General features: G+C 69.9%; 17 protein-coding genes. 6 read left to right on the top strand and 11 right to left on the bottom strand.

Annotation, left to right across the window (positions count from 1 at the left end; translation table 11 throughout):
• From ACWDR3_RS33650 to ACWDR3_RS33635, 4 genes are all read right to left on the bottom strand, one after another.
• Nucleotides 1-558 (bottom strand): substrate-binding domain-containing protein (locus ACWDR3_RS33650; RefSeq protein ID WP_450356339.1); only part of this gene is annotated, 558 nt, incomplete at its 3' end.
• A gap of 64 nt (nt 559-622) precedes the next feature.
• The gene (locus ACWDR3_RS33645) at nt 623-1,588 is read right to left on the bottom strand and encodes a hypothetical protein (protein WP_280876431.1); all 966 of its coding nucleotides are present in this window, start codon (nt 1,586-1,588) and stop codon (nt 623-625) included.
• Nucleotides 1,589-1,700: 112 nt separating this feature from the next.
• Nucleotides 1,701-2,705, bottom strand: coding sequence for a zinc-dependent alcohol dehydrogenase (locus ACWDR3_RS33640; RefSeq protein WP_450356338.1), 1,005 nt, complete (start codon nt 2,703-2,705; stop codon nt 1,701-1,703).
• On the bottom strand, nt 2,702-3,862 hold the full coding sequence (locus tag ACWDR3_RS33635) for a mandelate racemase/muconate lactonizing enzyme family protein (RefSeq protein ID WP_450356337.1): 1,161 nt from the start codon (nt 3,860-3,862) through the stop codon (nt 2,702-2,704). The genes ACWDR3_RS33640 and ACWDR3_RS33635 overlap by 4 nt, the downstream gene beginning before the upstream one ends.
• Nucleotides 3,863-4,088: 226 nt before the next feature.
• Here ACWDR3_RS33635 and ACWDR3_RS33630 point away from each other — a divergent pair, with 226 nt between their 5' ends.
• A complete protein-coding gene (locus tag ACWDR3_RS33630) occupies nt 4,089-4,898 on the top strand; it encodes an SCO2400 family protein (protein WP_450356336.1) in 810 nt (269 codons plus the stop codon).
• 37 nt (nt 4,899-4,935) lie between these two features.
• Here ACWDR3_RS33630 and ACWDR3_RS33625 read toward each other — a convergent pair whose 3' ends face one another.
• Nucleotides 4,936-5,370: a MarR family transcriptional regulator gene (locus ACWDR3_RS33625; protein ID WP_123999620.1), complete on the bottom strand. Its 435-nt coding sequence runs from the start codon at nt 5,368-5,370 to the stop codon at nt 4,936-4,938.
• Nucleotides 5,371-5,471: 101 nt separating this feature from the next.
• Between ACWDR3_RS33625 and ACWDR3_RS33620 the strand changes: the two genes are divergently transcribed.
• Nucleotides 5,472-6,470, top strand: coding sequence for an NADP-dependent oxidoreductase (locus ACWDR3_RS33620; protein WP_450356335.1), 999 nt, complete (start codon nt 5,472-5,474; stop codon nt 6,468-6,470).
• A 90-nt stretch (nt 6,471-6,560) separates the two neighbouring features.
• On the opposite strand, the gene ACWDR3_RS33615 is transcribed toward ACWDR3_RS33620, so the two are convergent.
• Nucleotides 6,561-7,721 carry a serine hydrolase domain-containing protein gene (locus ACWDR3_RS33615; RefSeq protein WP_450356334.1) on the bottom strand — a complete coding sequence of 387 codons (1,161 nt, stop codon included), beginning with the start codon at nt 7,719-7,721 and terminating at the stop codon, nt 6,561-6,563.
• Between the two features lie 199 nt (nt 7,722-7,920).
• Between ACWDR3_RS33615 and ACWDR3_RS33610 the strand changes: the two genes are divergently transcribed.
• The 3 genes from ACWDR3_RS33610 (at nt 7,921) to ACWDR3_RS33600 (ending at nt 9,855) form a co-directional block, all read left to right on the top strand.
• On the top strand, nt 7,921-8,781 hold the full coding sequence (locus ACWDR3_RS33610) for a hypothetical protein (protein ID WP_450356333.1): 861 nt from the start codon (nt 7,921-7,923) through the stop codon (nt 8,779-8,781).
• Between the two features lie 61 nt (nt 8,782-8,842).
• Nucleotides 8,843-9,391, top strand: coding sequence for a DUF1707 SHOCT-like domain-containing protein (locus ACWDR3_RS33605; RefSeq protein WP_450356332.1), 549 nt, complete (start codon nt 8,843-8,845; stop codon nt 9,389-9,391).
• A gap of 35 nt (nt 9,392-9,426) precedes the next feature.
• Nucleotides 9,427-9,855 (top strand): VOC family protein, encoded by a 429-nt coding sequence (locus tag ACWDR3_RS33600; RefSeq protein ID WP_450356331.1) that lies wholly within the window; start codon nt 9,427-9,429, stop codon nt 9,853-9,855.
• 41 nt (nt 9,856-9,896) lie between these two features.
• Here the strand turns inward: ACWDR3_RS33600 and ACWDR3_RS33595 are convergent, their stop codons facing one another.
• Nucleotides 9,897-10,529 carry a DUF6000 family protein gene (locus ACWDR3_RS33595; RefSeq protein ID WP_450356330.1) on the bottom strand — a complete coding sequence of 211 codons (633 nt, stop codon included), beginning with the start codon at nt 10,527-10,529 and terminating at the stop codon, nt 9,897-9,899.
• 65 nt (nt 10,530-10,594) lie between these two features.
• Between ACWDR3_RS33595 and ACWDR3_RS33590 the strand changes: the two genes are divergently transcribed.
• Nucleotides 10,595-11,398, top strand: coding sequence for an EI24 domain-containing protein (locus ACWDR3_RS33590; RefSeq protein WP_450356329.1), 804 nt, complete (start codon nt 10,595-10,597; stop codon nt 11,396-11,398).
• Here the strand turns inward: ACWDR3_RS33590 and ACWDR3_RS33585 are convergent.
• The 4 genes from ACWDR3_RS33585 to ACWDR3_RS33570 form a co-directional block, all read right to left on the bottom strand.
• On the bottom strand, nt 11,388-12,677 hold the full coding sequence (locus ACWDR3_RS33585; RefSeq protein WP_450356328.1) for a pyroglutamyl-peptidase I family protein: 1,290 nt from the start codon (nt 12,675-12,677) through the stop codon (nt 11,388-11,390). The two genes, ACWDR3_RS33590 and ACWDR3_RS33585, sit on opposite strands and share 11 nt — an antisense overlap.
• Nucleotides 12,678-12,833: 156 nt before the next feature.
• The gene (locus ACWDR3_RS33580; protein ID WP_450356327.1) at nt 12,834-13,094 is read right to left on the bottom strand and encodes a hypothetical protein; all 261 of its coding nucleotides are present in this window, start codon (nt 13,092-13,094) and stop codon (nt 12,834-12,836) included.
• A 57-nt stretch (nt 13,095-13,151) separates the two neighbouring features.
• A complete protein-coding gene (locus ACWDR3_RS33575; RefSeq protein ID WP_450356326.1) occupies nt 13,152-13,808 on the bottom strand; it encodes a hypothetical protein in 657 nt (218 codons plus the stop codon).
• Entirely contained in the window at nt 13,805-14,686 is an 882-nt protein-coding gene (locus ACWDR3_RS33570) for an ABC transporter ATP-binding protein (protein WP_450356325.1), read from the bottom strand. The genes ACWDR3_RS33575 and ACWDR3_RS33570 overlap by 4 nt, the downstream gene beginning before the upstream one ends.
• Nucleotides 14,687-14,777: the final 91 nt, after the last annotated feature.

The following is a 14,777-nucleotide window of genomic DNA, read 5'->3' as shown; positions in this document are numbered from 1 at the left end:
GTACTTGGTGTTGTTGTCGTCGTTGGAGCCGGCGAACAGCTCGATGTTGAACGGGCCCTTGCCGTCCTTGAGTCCGAGCTTGTCGACGATGTAACCGGCCTGCAGCTCACCGACCTTGGTGTTGTCGAAGGACGCGTAGTAGTCGACGTTCTTCGTGCCGAGGATCAGGCGGTCGTAGGAGATCACCGGGATCTTGGCGTCCGCGGCCTGCTGGAGCACGTTGTTGAGCGACTTGTTGTCGATCGCCGCGATGATCAGGCCCTTGACGCCCTGCGTGATCAGGTTCTCGATCTGCGAGACCTGCTGGTCGGGGTCGTCCTCGCCGTAGACCAGCTTGGTCTTGTAGCCCTTGGACTCCAGGTTGGTGACGACGTTCTTGCCGTCGGCGATCCAGCGCTCCGAGGACTTGGTGGGCATCGCGATACCGATGGTGCCGCCCTTGGCGTCGCTCGAACTCTCCTTGCTGCCACCCTCGCTGTCCTGACCGCAGGCGGAGAGGGTGAGAGCGAGCGAGGCGGCGCCGGCTATGAGGGTGAGAGCGCTTCTACGAGTGCGCATGGTGATCGTCCCTGTTCTTCTCGTCGTTGAGATGTGCTGGGCCCTGGCAGGGGTGTGGGGGAGGTCAGTTGGCCGGGAAGCGGTTGAGCGTTCCGGGCAGTCGGGAGCCGAGCGGAGCCATGTCCCCGCCCGCGCCGTGCCGTTCGAGCAGGTCGAGGGCGAGCCGACCCCGCCGCACCCTCTCCCTCGCGGTGTCCAAGGTGACGTCCCGCAGGTGCGTGCCCCACGGGTAGATCCCGGGCGCCCTGGACAGACCGAACTTCAGATACAGCGGTGCGCCACGCCTGATCAGCTCCGCGACCTCGTACATCCGGATGTAGCCGCCGAGGTCGTCCGGAGCCTCGATGTACATGTCCATGGGCGCGGCCGACACCCGCCGGATCTCGGTGAGATGAGCGAGCGTCAGATCGGAGGGCACGTTCAGCGAGTCCGCGCCGAGGTGCTCGAAGACGGAGTACGACGCCGGGTTGACCGGACCGATCAGCGCCGACACCTTCAGCGTGGTGTCGGCCGGGATGATCCCGGCGACCCGCGCCCGGTGCAGCGTCCACAGCACGCCCTCGTCGGCGACGAGCAGGCACTTGACGCCCAACTCCGTCGCCCGCACGGCGTCTTCGACACAGCCGGCGACCGCGTCGTGACCGCGGGCGCGCAGTCCGCCGCCGCGCGAGTCGGACCGCACCGAGCCGCCGATGTCCCACGTGCCGCGCGGGCCCGTGAACAGACACAGCTCGATGTCGCGCGCGGCCGTCGCCTCGACCATCTCGGTGATCTCGGCGTCGGTCAGCATCCACACCCCGCTGCCCTGGCTGATCCGGTGGATCGGCACATCGAGGCGGGAGGACTCCTTGAGGACGACGGCCAGCGCCTCGGGACCCTCGCACGAGGGGATCTCGGTGCGCCAGCGGCCACCACCGGGGAAGGTGTGCGGCGAGGCGTCGGCGGGGTCGAGAGCGGGCGCACCCAGGCCGAGCGCGGTGAGCACCTGCTCACCGGGCCGGCGGGCCGCCGGAGCGGAGACGTCGTTCACAAGCTGTCCTTCGCGTTCGGTATTTCGGACGAGGTTCGCGGCTCTGGGTACGGAAAGGCTGGGTGGTACGCCGGTACGGGGACCGTCAGGTCGCCCCCGTACCGGCGTACGTCTAGGGGCGAAGGAGCACCTTGCCGACCTTCGGATCGCCGGAGCCGACCAGCTCGATGGCGTGCGGGAACTCGTCCAGCGGCAGCTCGTGCGTGACCAGCGGCAGCGGATCGAGCAGCCCCGCCCCGAAGACCCGTACCGTGTGCGCCCAGGCGTCCGGCGGGGCCCCGAAGACGGTGTGCACCTCCAGCTGCCGCACGGCCAGGTCGGTCGGGTCGAGCCCTTCGGCGCCCGGCGCCGGGATCCCCGTAAGGACGAGCCGTCCACCGCGCCGGAGCAGGCCGGCGGCGGTACGGGCCGCGTCCGCGGAGCCCGCCGTCTCGATCACCACGTCGAAGTCGTCGGGCAGCTCCTGGTCCTTGGTACGGAAGTCGGTGGCACCGAACGTTCTCGAAAGCTCCGCGCGGTCGGGGCGTGTGCCCACCACGAGCAGCTCCGCGGGCGAACCCGCCGTCAGGAACTGGATCGCGAACATGCCGAGCGTTCCGGTGCCGACGACGGCCACCCGCTCACCGGGCCGGGCGTTCGCCTTGAGCGCCGCCGCCGCGATGCAGGCCGCCGGCTCCAGGAGCGCGGCCGCCGTCAAATCGGCCTCGTCCGGCAGGACATGGAGCAGCCGGGCCGGCAGGGTCAGCGTCGGGGCCATCGCACCGGGCTGGGTGAACCCGGTCTCCTCGTAGCCGGCCGTGCACAGCGTGGTCTCGCCCGCGTGACAGCGGTCGCACACCTGGCAGTTGCGGAACCCCTCACCAACCACCTTGCGGCCGACGAGACTTGACGGCACCCCGGCGCCGACCGCCGTCACCGTGCCGGACCACTCGTGCCCGGGCGTCAGCGGGTAACGGACGTACCCCTCGGGCCGGTTGCCCTGGTACACCTCGCGGTCGCTGCCGCAGATGCCGACCGCGTGGACGCTCACCAGCGCCTCGCCGGCCTCCGGACGCCGGGGCTCGTGCGGGGCCAGCCGGTGCTCGCCCGGCGCGTCGATGACGACGGCGCCACTCACTGCTCGGTGCCCTTCGGCTTGCGCTGCTCCCAGCCCTCGGCCCACAGGTCGAACCGGGCCTGCTGCTGCGGGAATTCGGCCGCCGCGTCGGCATCGAACTCGACGCCGAGACCGGGCTTGTCGGAGAGGTGGAAGTAGCCGTCCACGACCTCCGGCGCGCCCTTGACGATCTTCTTGATCTCCGCGTCCGCGAAGTCGTTGAAGTGCTCCAGGATCTTGAAGTTGGGGGTGCTGAAGCCGACCTGGAGCGAGGCGGCGGTCAGCACCGAGCCGCCCACGTTGTGCGGCGCGACGAGCACGTAGTGCGTCTCGGCGGTGGCGGCGAGCTTGCGGGTCTCCCAGATGCCACCGATATGGCCGACGTCCGGCTGGATGATGTCGACGGCCTGGCTCTCGAACAGCTCGCGGAACTCGATGCGGTCATGGATGCGTTCACCGGTGGCGACCGGGATGTCGACCTTGGCGGCGACCTTCTCCAGCGCCTTCAGGTTCTCCGGCGGGCACGGCTCCTCCAGCCAGGCCGGCTTGAAGGGCGCCAGCTCGTGGGCGAGGCGGACGGCGGTGGCGGGGGAGAAGCGGCCGTGCATCTCCAGCATCAGCTCGGCGTCCGGGCCGATGGCGTCGCGCACGGCCTCGATCAGCGAGACGGCGTACAGGGTCTGCTCGTGGTCCAGCTCGAAGTGGCCGGTGCCGAAGGGGTCGATCTTCAGCGCCTTGTACCCGCGCTCGATCACGCCCTGCGCGGCCTTGTGGTACGCCTCGGGCGTGCGCTCCGTGGTGTACCAGCCGTTGGCGTACGCCTTGACCTTGTCGGTCACCTTGCCGCCGAGCAACTGCCAGACGGGCACCCCGAGGGCCTTGCCCTTGATGTCCCAGCAGGCCATCTCGATCACGGCGATGCCGGACATGACGATCTCGCCGGCCCGGCCGTAGTCGCCGTACTTCATGCGTCGTACGAGGTCTTCCACCGCGAACGGGTCGGAACCCAGAATGTGATTGGCCTCCGCCTCCCGGAGGTAGCCGATCAGCGCGTCGGTGTGCCCCAGCATCCGGGTCTCGCCGACTCCGGTGACCCCTTCGTCGGTGTGCACCTGGACGTAGGTCAGGTTGCGCCAGGGCGTCCCGACCACGTGTGTGCTGATTCCGGTGATGCGCACGGCAGTTGCCCCTCAGCTGTTCGAGATTCGCTGTTCGAGATTTCGTCACACGTTCGAAATGCTGGCGTGACAGTAAGGACGGGGCATGAGAAGTGTCAATGGGTCGAACGGGTAACGGTTTCGACAAGCATTCGGGGGACCTTTCGGTCACCAGTGCCGTCTCCCACAGAACCTTCACAGACGCGCCTAGGAACCTGACCGTCCGGGAACTTAGTCTTCCCGCGTCATGGACTACTGCCTCCCCTGCCGCCGGCACCTCAACGGCGCCCTCGCCTGCCCGGGGTGCGGTGCACCCGTCGAAGAACTCCGCGCGCACACGGGGCAGCAGCCCAACGAGGAGCGCCCACAGGCGAGTTCGTACGCCGATGAGGGCACCGCACGGACCGACGCCGCCGCCGACGACGACGAGGCCGGGGAGGCGGAGGAAGCCCCCGACGACGAGGACGCGCCGGCCGGACGTGCCGCACGGCGTGCGCAGGAGCGGGGACGCGGGCGCGGCCGGGGTCGCGGCGCGGACGCCGAAGGGCCCGGCGGTGGCGCCAGTCGCCGCGATCGCAAAGCCGCGGCACACCGAAGACGCAGGCGTCGCACCCTGCTGATAACCGCCGGCTTCGTCCTGGCCGCCGCCGGTCTGAGCCTCGCGGAACTCGGCGTGGACGCCCCCTTCTCCACCCCCAAGCCCGCCGCCGCGGGCGACGCCTCGGCGGAGGGCGGTTCCGGCGAGGAGGCGGGCGGGACGGCCAAGCCGCTGGACGACAGGTCGGACAAGGCGAGCGAGTCGGACTCACCGTCGCCGGACGACTCCGCCTCGCCCTCGGCCTCCGAGTCCGAGAAGGACGACGACAAGAAGGACGAGGACGAGAGCAAGTCCCCGTCGCCCACGCCGACTTCACAGCCCGGCGTCACCTCGTCGGCCCCCGCCGCGAGCAGTCCGGCCTCGACGTCGACGCCCACCTCGGACCCGACGTCGTCCGACCCGAGCCCGGACCCCTCGCCGTCGGAGACGTGCGACCGGTTCCTGTGGTGGTGCGCGTAAGTCTGTAAAAGTTCGACCGGTAACTCCGTCTCAACGCCTATGCGTTGAGCATCCTCTGCAGCAAATCCCGCAAAGACAGCCGCTCTTCGTCCGAGAGCCCGGCCAGTGGCGCGCGGGCGAAACGCAGCCCCTCGCGCAGTTCCCGGGCCACCCGGAGCCCCTCGTCCGTCGCCGCCGCCAGCTTCACCCTGCGGTCCGCCGGATCCGGCCGCCGCTCCACCAGACCGCGCGACTCCAGCCGGTCCACTATCCCCGTCACGTTCGACGGCTCGCACTTCAGCTTCCGCGCCAGCTTCCGCATCGGCAGCGGCTCCAGCGACAGCAGGCTCAGCAGCCGGGCCTGCGCCCCGGTCAGGGCGTGCTCGCCGGCCGCGTCCTCGTAGTCCTCGTAGAACCGGGCCACGACATCGCCGATCAGCTCGACGACCTCCATGGTCAGCGCGTCCGGGCGGGTCTTCTGTGGTGTGGACATGCCTCCAGGGTACCCCGTTACTTGACATCATGAAATGTTCGCTGCATGGTTATTTTAGGTACTGAAGCATTTCTGCAGTGGCAAGCGTGAAAGGTTCCGTCATGATCAACCGCGAATGGCACCTCCTCAGCCGTCCCGTCGGCTGGCCGAAGTCCGAGGACTTCGCCCTGGTCGAGGCGGAGATTCCGACGCCCCGCGAGGGTCAGGTGCTGGTGCGGAACAAGTACCTCTCCGTCGACCCGTACATGCGCGGCCGCATGAGCGCCGCCAAGTCGTACGTCGCCCCCTTCGAGCTGGGCAAGGTCATGCAGGGCGGCGCGGTCGGCGAGGTGATCGAGTCCAAGGCCGAGGGCATCGCCGTCGGCGACCACGTCCTGCACTTCCTCGGCTGGCGCGAGTACGCGGCCACGGACGCGAAGAACGTCGTCAAGGTCGACCCCGGCACCGCGCCCCTCTCCACCTACCTCGGCGTCCTCGGCATGACCGGCCTCACCGCCTACGCCGGCCTGCTGCGCACCGCGTCCTTCAAGGAGGGCGACTCCGTCTTCGTCTCCGGCGCGGCCGGTGCCGTCGGCAGCCAGGTCGGCCAGATCGCCAAGCTCAAGGGCGCCTCGCGGGTCATCGGCTCGGCCGGCTCCGACGAGAAGGTCAAGCTGCTGGTCGAGGAGTACGGCTTCGACGCCGCGTTCAACTACAAGAACGGCCCGGTGAGCGAGCAGCTGCGCGCCGCCGCTCCGGACGGCGTCGACGTGTACTTCGACAACGTCGGCGGCGACCACCTGGAGGCGGCCATCGGCTCGCTGAACCAGGGCGGCCGGATCGCGATCTGCGGCATGATCTCCGTCTACAACAGCACCGAGCCCGTACCCGGCCCGAAGAACCTCGCCCGCCTGATCCAGACCCGCGGCCGCATCGAGGGCTTCCTGGTCGGCGACCACTACGACCTCCAGCCGGAGTTCGTCGCCGAGGTCGGACCGTGGGTCGCCTCGGGCGCCCTGAAGTACCGCGAGACCGTGGTCGAGGGCATCGAGAACAACCTGGAGGCGTTCCTCGGCCAGCTCCGCGGGGACAACACCGGGAAGATGATCGTCAAGCTGTAGGACGGACGCGCCTGTCGGCCGTCGAACCACTGGAGGCCGCACCCCTGGACGTGGGGTGCGGCCTCCGCCCGCTGGGTAATCCGCCGCCGCTCACCCCGCCGCTCGACCCGCGAGAGCGGCCGCGTGTACGGCCATGACCAGCCGGTTGTTCTCCGGCGCCGCGCCTCCAGGGAAGGCGAAGCGGCGGCGGGTGTAGCCGTAGGCCAGGCCCGAGCGCGGGTCGGCGAAGGCCTGCGAGCCCGCGGCTCCGCTGTGGCCGAAAGCGCCGGCGCCCAGGAACGCGTGCCAGGTGTCCGCCGTGGCCTGGAAGCCCAGGCCGTAGGACCGGTGGGTGCGGGTGACCAGGTCGTAGCCGACCGAGTGGATCTGGCCGACCTCGGCGATGGTGTCCGGCTTGAGCAGCGGGGGCCGCCCGTCCACCTCGCTGATCGTCGCCGCGTACATCCCGGCGAGCCCGCGCGCGGCGGCGACCCCGCCCGCGGACGCGGGTCCCTTGGCGCGTACGGCACGGGAGTTGACGTACCCCACGAGGTCGCCGCCGCCCGGGGCGTGCTCGTTGAACGCGATCGAGGCCAGGGTGTGCGGCCCGGTCGCCGCCGAGTCCAGCACCGCCTGCTCCGGAGCGGTGGGGATCATCGGCTGCGCGGAACGGAAGCGGGGTTCGAGGGCCGCGGGCAGACCCAGGTGGAAGTCCAGCTCGTAGGGGACGCGGACGCGTTCCTCGTACACCTCGCGCAGGGTGCGGCCGGTGGCGCGGCGGACGACCTCGCCGGTGAGGGCGCCGATGACCAGCGCGTGGTAGCCGAAGGCGGTCCCCGGGCGCCAGAACGGGCGCTGGTCGGCGAGACGTTCGGCCAGCTGGCGGTCGTCGGCGAGTTCGGCCGGGGTGAAGCCGGTGTCGGTGCCGACGACACCCGCTCGGTGCGCGATCAGCTCACGCAGGGTGAGGGCGCCCTTGCCCTCGGCCGCGAACTCCGGCCAGTAGTAGGTCACTTTGCGGTCCAGCTCCAGCGTGCCCTCCTGGACGAGGAGCGCCACCACCAGGTGGGCGGCGCCCTTCGTGGACGAGAACACCCCGAACAGCGCGTCGGGGCCGCCGTCGCCCGCCCACAGGTCGACGACCCGCCGGCCGTGCACGTACGCGCACAACTGGCCCTCGTAGTCCGCCCGTTCCGTGGCCACGAACGCGGCGAACTCCTCGCGTACCGCCTCGTACCCGTCCGCGACGGTGCCGTGGATCTCCTGAGTCATCAGCTCTCCTCGATCTCAGCCGCTGCTCCTCTGGGGCTTCCTGAGATCGGTACGGCGAGATGTACCTGTTCGACTCAACCGCGGCACCGGGGAGTTCATGCGACGGATGCCCTGGATGCGCGTCCCGGGGGGTGCGATCGGGGCATGCTGAGAGCGGCGGCGACCATCGGCGGCGGTGCGCGAGGCGAGGAGAGACTCCGTGGCAACGATCCCTTCGCTCCCCAGCAGGGACGACGTACTGCGCATGGCACGCAGCACGACCGACATCACCGGCCAGCTCCTGGACACGGCCGGCAACATCACCAGGATCGCGATCAACACCTTTGATCCGCGGGACGGTTCGGGCGCGGAGGCGCTGCGCGTGCTGCGCGAGACGACGGCGGAACTGGCCGAGGCGAGCGCGTCACCGCAGGCCCAGGAGGCCTTCTACCGGATCGTCGACACGCTGACCCGGCTGGGTACGACCGGTGCGCCCTTGGCCGTGCACCCGGTCAGCGAGCCCGCTCAGGCGCTCCTCGCGATCCTCGGGGACAGTCTGCTGCCGGTGCTGGACGCGGTGGAGCCGGCGGTGGAGGAATTCGCGACGGCGCTCGGTGACCTGCTGGAGGCGACCTCACCGCTGCTGCCCGCCCTCGCCGGGTTGATGGCTGGCGCGCTCCTCGCGGCGACCCCGGTGATCCGCTCCGCGGCGGAGGTGCTGCGTGACGGGTCCCCCGAACTACGGCGGATGGCGGACGCGTTGACGTCCGCCCTCGCTCCCTTCCTGCCTCTCCAGGTGGCCTTGGCGGAACGGGCGGCCACGGCGGGAGCGGGCGTGGCCCGCGCGACCTTGTCCCCCCTGGCGGACCTCACGGAGGCGGCAGCGGCGACGACCCAGACCGTCCGCCCCGTACTGATCGCGGGAGAGGAGCTGTTGGTGTCGAGCCTCGAACAACTCCAGCCGCTTCTCCTGGCGGTGGCGTCGAGGACGGGACGACTGGCGCGGTCGGCGGCGGTGCGGGTGAGTGCGGCGGTGGCGCCGGCGGGGGAGCGGGGGGTCGTGGTGGCGGTGAGCGCCTGAGCGGCCGGCGCGGAGACCCATCGCCTGGTGGCCACCGCGCGGCCCCGCTAACGTGACTGCCATGTCGAATGACCTTCCCCACCTGCCCGACCTGCGGGCGTCGCACGAGGATCGCGACCGGGTAGTGGACGTACTGCGGATCGCCGCCGGTGACGGCCGACTCGACGCCGAGGAACTCGACATCCGGCTGGAGAACGCCCTGACGGCCCGCACACTGGGCGACCTGGCGAAACTGACAGCAGACCTGCCGACCGCACCGGCGGCGAGGGCCAAAGACCTCCTGCTGGTGGAGCAACACGGCGGCAAATACATCCGCGAGGGCCGCTGGTCGGTACCCGCCCGCATCGAACTCCGCACCCAACTCTGCAAGGTCACCTTCGACTTCACCCACGCGGTGATCACCTCGGACGTCCTGCGCATCGAGACGGAGATGGTGCACGGCAAGCTGTTCTTCGTGGGCGCGCGGGACCTGACGATCGACACGGACGGACTCAACCTCACGTACTCGAAGCTAAAACTGCGCCGCAGAACCTCAACGGCCGCCCCGCGCCTCCGCATCGAACTCGCCGGAACGCTCCTGCACGCGAAGGTGATCGAACGCCGATCGTGAGGGAGGGCGCCGAACCCCCTTGGTAGGGTGCGCCGATGCCGACGATCAAGCAGTTCCAGGTCACCTTCGACTGCGCGGAACCAGAACGTCTCGCCCGCTTCTGGTGCGAGGTGCTGGGCTACGTAGTACCGCCGCCCCCGGAGGGCTTCACGACCTGGGACGACTACAAGACCTCTCAACCCCCCGAGGAACGCGACGCGTGGTTCGCCTGCGTCGACCCCTCAGGCGTGGGCCCGCGCCTCTACTTCCAACGCGTCCCCGAAGGAAAGGCCGTCAAGAACCGGGTCCACCTCGACATCCGAGTCGGCACCGGCCTCGTAGGCCCGGAACGCCTGGCCGCCCTGGAAGCCGAGTGCGCCCGCCTGGTCCCCCTCGGCGCGATCCACGTACAAACCCTGTACGACGGCAAGGACGCCTGCATCCCGATGCAGGACATCGAGGGCAACGAGTTCTGCATCGACTGAGGGTCCTCGTCCTCGGAACAAGGCGTACCGTCCGCGAGGGATCACGTCATCTCGTGCTTGCGCGGCGGACAGTACTTGGCGCACTCATCAGCGAAGACGCAGAGCTCACCGATGAACTCCCGGTACTCGGCAGGGTGATCGAGGTCCTTGGCGGGCGGCCCATCGATCCACTGCTGCCAGAGGCCGCCCGGGGCGAGGAACCGAGCCGCGCGGTCGGTTCCGAGCTTGGCGTCGAGCAGGAGGAGCGCGCCGAGGGCAGACGTCTGGTCGTAGTCGAGGTCCGGGCGAAGCAGGTAGCGGTCGAGGTAGGCAACCAAGAGATCGGCGTCGGCGGCGGTGCCGAAGGTGGCCAGCGCGACACAGTACGCCTGGCCCGCGTAGGGACCCCTGCTGGCGAGCAGGACTTCGCCGAGACGTTCCCGGAACTCGGTTCGGCCACCGACAGCGATCAGCCAGGCCGCCGTCTTGCTCTCACGCCACCCGCCGTCGAGCAGTATCTCCAGTTCTCGAAGGGTGATCTTCCCGGCGTCCTTGCCCAGCTTCCGCGTGAACTTGGTTCGGTCGCGCCCTTCTAGAAAGAGAAAAGCGCCGTTGAGTTTCAGGTACCGGCGGCCGGATGTGACATAGCGGCGGATCAACCTGAACAGCTCGGCCTCTTCAGCGGTTCGACGCATGACAGCATCCTCCCTCCACAGACACCGGCCCCCACCCCGCCCCCGCCCGCCGATAGGCTTCCCGTATGCGAGATCTAGGGGCCGGCTTCACGTACCTTCTGAAGGGCCATCAGTGGGCGGCCCGGCATGGCAAGCAGTACGGGTTCGGGCTGTTGCCGGGGCTCATTACGCTGGTGCTCTACCTCGCGGCGCTCGTCGCGTTGGCGCTCTGGGGCGGGGACTTCGTCGCCTGGGTCACGCCGTTCGCCGATGACTGGTCGAGTCCGTGGCTCGGGCTGTTTCGTGGGTTTCTGACCGCCGTGCTGTTCGCGCTCGCCCTGCTCCTCTCCGTGCTCACCTTTACCGCGGTGACGCTGCTGATAGGGCAGCCCTTCTACGAGAACCTCTCCGAGAAGGTCGACCGGGATCTGTCCCCGGACGGGACCGCGCCCGAGTCCGGGCTGTCGTTGTGGCGGGAGTTGTGGATCTCGGCGCGTGACAGTCTGCGGATCCTCGTCCGTGCCGCGGTCTGGGGCATCCTGCTCTTCGGCCTCGGTTTCCTGCCCTTCGTCGGGCAGACGGCGATCCCGGTGATCGGCTTCTTCGTCACCGGGTTCTTCCTCACCGAGGAACTCACCGCCGTCGCGCTGCAGCGCCGAGGCGTCGACCTGCGTGCCCGCCTCACCCTCCTGCGCTCCCGCAAGACCCTTGTCTGGGGCTTCGGCACCCCGCTGGCTGTTGCCTTCCTGGTCCCGTTCGTCGCCGTCTTTCTGATGCCGGGCGCGGTCGCGGGCGCCACCATGATGGCCCGCGACCTGCTGGAGGAAGGGACCGGAGACCCCGAGCCCGAACCCCAGCCGCAGCCCCACGACAAGCGCCTTACTTCCTGAACGTCACGTCCGCCGCCACCGTCACGATCGCCCGCACCTGAGCGATGATGTCCAACCGGTTCTGCACGAACTGCGGATCCGTCACCACCCCCGTCGCCGGATCCGTGTTCCCCGTCCCGAACTGCAGCACCGGCGTGTGCACATGACCGCCCGGCAGCGTGTCGTGCAGACCGAGCCGGTCGCGCAGCAGCGTCGCGCGGTACGCGATCTCGTTGGAGAGATAGTCCCCACCGCCCCCGGCCCGCGCGGTCGACCCCGCCGTCGGCCCGTCCTCCCGCACCACCGGAACCGTGCCGCCCGCCGGTATCTCGGTGACCGCAGTGTGGTCGTACACCGGGAACCGCCCTGTCTGCGCGGCCACGATCGCGGCATACGGCAATGTCGTGGTCGTCCACTGCGGCTGCGAGGCCGGGTCGCTGACCGGCACGGTCTCCGTCCTGCTCACGTTGTCGTTGTCCGGGAACCCGCCCCGCCAGGCCCCGTTGGTCCGCTCCACGTCGATCCGGCCGACCCGCCCCTGACTCACGGTCGTGAACAGATCCACCTGCTTCAGATACGGTCGCAAGGTCCGCTCCACCGTTCCGTCGGCGAAGTCCTGCCACCGCACCGGGAAGACGACGGTCTCGATCCGCGCCGGCCCCTCCGCCGTCCTGATCACCGTGCCGTCGAGCGCGAGCGCGGTCGCCCCGGAGGGATTGGAGATCCGGATGTCCCGGTCCAGCGTGAACGGGTCGAAGCCGGTCACGAGGATCCGCTTGACGCCCTTCCCCTGCGACGAGTTGACGCCCTCGCCCGACGACGACCTGCGCGGGTAACGGACGTCCTCCTGCCCCCTCGACGTCCGCTCCAACACATCGATCAGCGCCGCGCGTCGAGCATCACTCAGCCCGAACCCCGGCTCCCAGGTGCGTACTTCCTTCGTCAGCCCGAGCCGCGCCCAGTACAGCGGCCGATCGTCGTCCCGGCTCAGATCCCCGCCCGCCGGCCCACGCCCCTGCGCCCGGTCGACGGCCCGCCGCCACAACGCCGACCCCTCGCGTACGACGATCCGCCGCGCCTCGGCATAGGACCGGGCCCGCTCCAGCGCCCGTGTGAACTCCGGCGCTACGTCGTCGAATCCGGACCGTTGGAGGATCTCCTGCGGTACGGCCCGGTCGAGCCGCTGTTCCTCGACGGTGGGCGAGGGCGCGGTGTTGGCCGCCGTCGCCGTCGCGGGGGAGGCCAGCCCTGCCATCAGGGCCAGGCCGAGTACGCCGATCCGAACACGTAGAGAACTCAAGGGAGTTGGGTCCTTCCGTCGCCGTGGGGTGCGTGGTACCGGACGGCCGCAGTATCGCCCGAGGAGAGTGGTCCACGCCATGGGGCAGCTGAGGCGGACAGAAGAGGTGGATCAGACGGATCAGGCGCACCAGACGGATCAGGCGGACCTTACGGATCACGTGGGCAGCATCAGCAGCACGAGGACGAGCAACGGCACCGCCTGCAACGTCGCCGCCCCGCGCAGCCGTGCCACCCACAGCGCGACCCCGACGGCCGCCACCACCCCGCAGGTCACGCCCAGTTCGGTCAGCGGCGGCTCGTACGGCTGCTCGTCCCAGTTTGCCGCCCAGCCCGTCATCCCGGCCGCCAGCCACCCGTAGCCGACGAGAAGGACGTTGAGGGGCAGGACCGCGAGCGCCGCGACGAAGTTCCGCATGGGGACCATCGTCGCGACGGGGGAGGGGCAGCGCCTGAGTAGCCGTACCTAACCGGCTCAGCTTCTTCTGACGCTGATCGTCTGCGTGATCGCCACCGCGACCGCCAGCACTCCCGCGGAGACCGCGAGCAGTAACGCGGTGGAGCCGAGGAGATCCGCCGAGTCAGACGCGTTCTGGAGATCGGCGAGCAGCACATTGACCGGCGAGACTCCCTTGGTCAGGAGCACGGTCAGCAGCAGGACCAGGGCCAGCAGCAGCGCGTAGCCCTGGCGGCGGAAGAGCAGCCGGGAGCAGACCACACCGATCGCGATCCCCGTGAAGGCACAGGTGAGTTGGGCCTCCGCGCCCAGGACCGCGTCGGCGAAGGCGAAGGTGTGCGAGCCGAACGCCAACGGCAGCACCAGGCCCGCCGCCGTCAGCGGCAGACACCACAGGACGGCCGTGCCGACCGAGCCGAGCAGCACCCGCAGATGGCTGCCCGCGGTGACGACGACGACCGAGCGGTGCGTCCCGTCCTCCAGTCCGATCAGCGCCATGGTGAGCCAGGCGGAGCAGACCAGCATGGCGCCGGCCGCCGAGCCGTAGGTCGCGGCGAGCGGACCCGAGTCGCTGCTGGTCAGCACCGCGAGGAGGCCGACGAACAGCAGCAGCGGCGCGAGATAGCGCTGCGAGAGCAGCATCACCGTGAACATGTAGCGCACCAGGGCGATCACCGGGCGGCCCTCCTCGCGGCCACGCGCGACGCGTGGTCGACACCGGGCTTGCTGAGACTCTCCACCGACCAACCCTGTCGCAGCGCCGTCAGGAGCACGGCGTCCGAGTGCTCCCGCGCGACACGCAGGACGATCACCCCGTCCCGGCTCGCGGTGTCCGTCACGCCGGGCAGGGCGGACCAGTTCACCTCGCGGGGCCGGACGCCGGTGACCGGTGCGGTCAGCGTCAGTTCGACCTCCGTGTCCCGCCAGGCGGAATGCTGGCCGCCGCGCGCACTCACCCGCCCGTCGGCGATGACGTGGACGCCCGTCGCATGGGTCTCGGTGATCGCCTCGCGGTGGTCCGTGAAGACCACCGCCCCGCCTCTGCCGGCGACTTCCTCGATGAACTCCGCCAACACCCCGTGCGCCGACGCGTCCAGCCCCGACCACGGCTCGTCGAGGACCAGCAGATCGGGTTCGACGAGCAGCGCCTGGGCGAGCGCCACCTTCTGGGCGTTGCCCTTGGACAGCGTGCGCAGCGACGTGTCCCCGCCGCCCACCAGGGCCAGCCGGTCCAGGAGTTGACCCGCCCGGGTCCTGGCCGCCGCGCCGGACAGACCCCGGATGCGTCCCATGTGCGTGAGGTACGAGAGCGCGGAGATCCGCTCATGGGCGGTGAAGCGGTCCGGTACGTAGCCGATGTGCCGCGGCCGGCCCGCCACTTGTCCGGACGTGGGCCGGGACAGACCCACGAGGATCCTCAACAGGGTCGACTTGCCTGATCCGTTGGCGCCGACCACCGCGAGGACGTCACCGCCCGAGACCTCCATGTCCACGTCCCGGAGGACCCAACTCCCCCTGCCATAGCGCTTGCTGACGGATTCGCAACGTAACAAGTCGGCTCCTCGGTGCGATCTGCGCGTTCACGCTATGACATCCACCCCCGCATCCACCCCACATCCACCCCCGCAGCAGCCCCTGCACTCG

The sequence above is a fragment of the Streptomyces sp. NPDC001002 genome (assembly GCF_053599215.1).
This window is presented reverse-complemented; position numbering and strand designations above follow the sequence as displayed.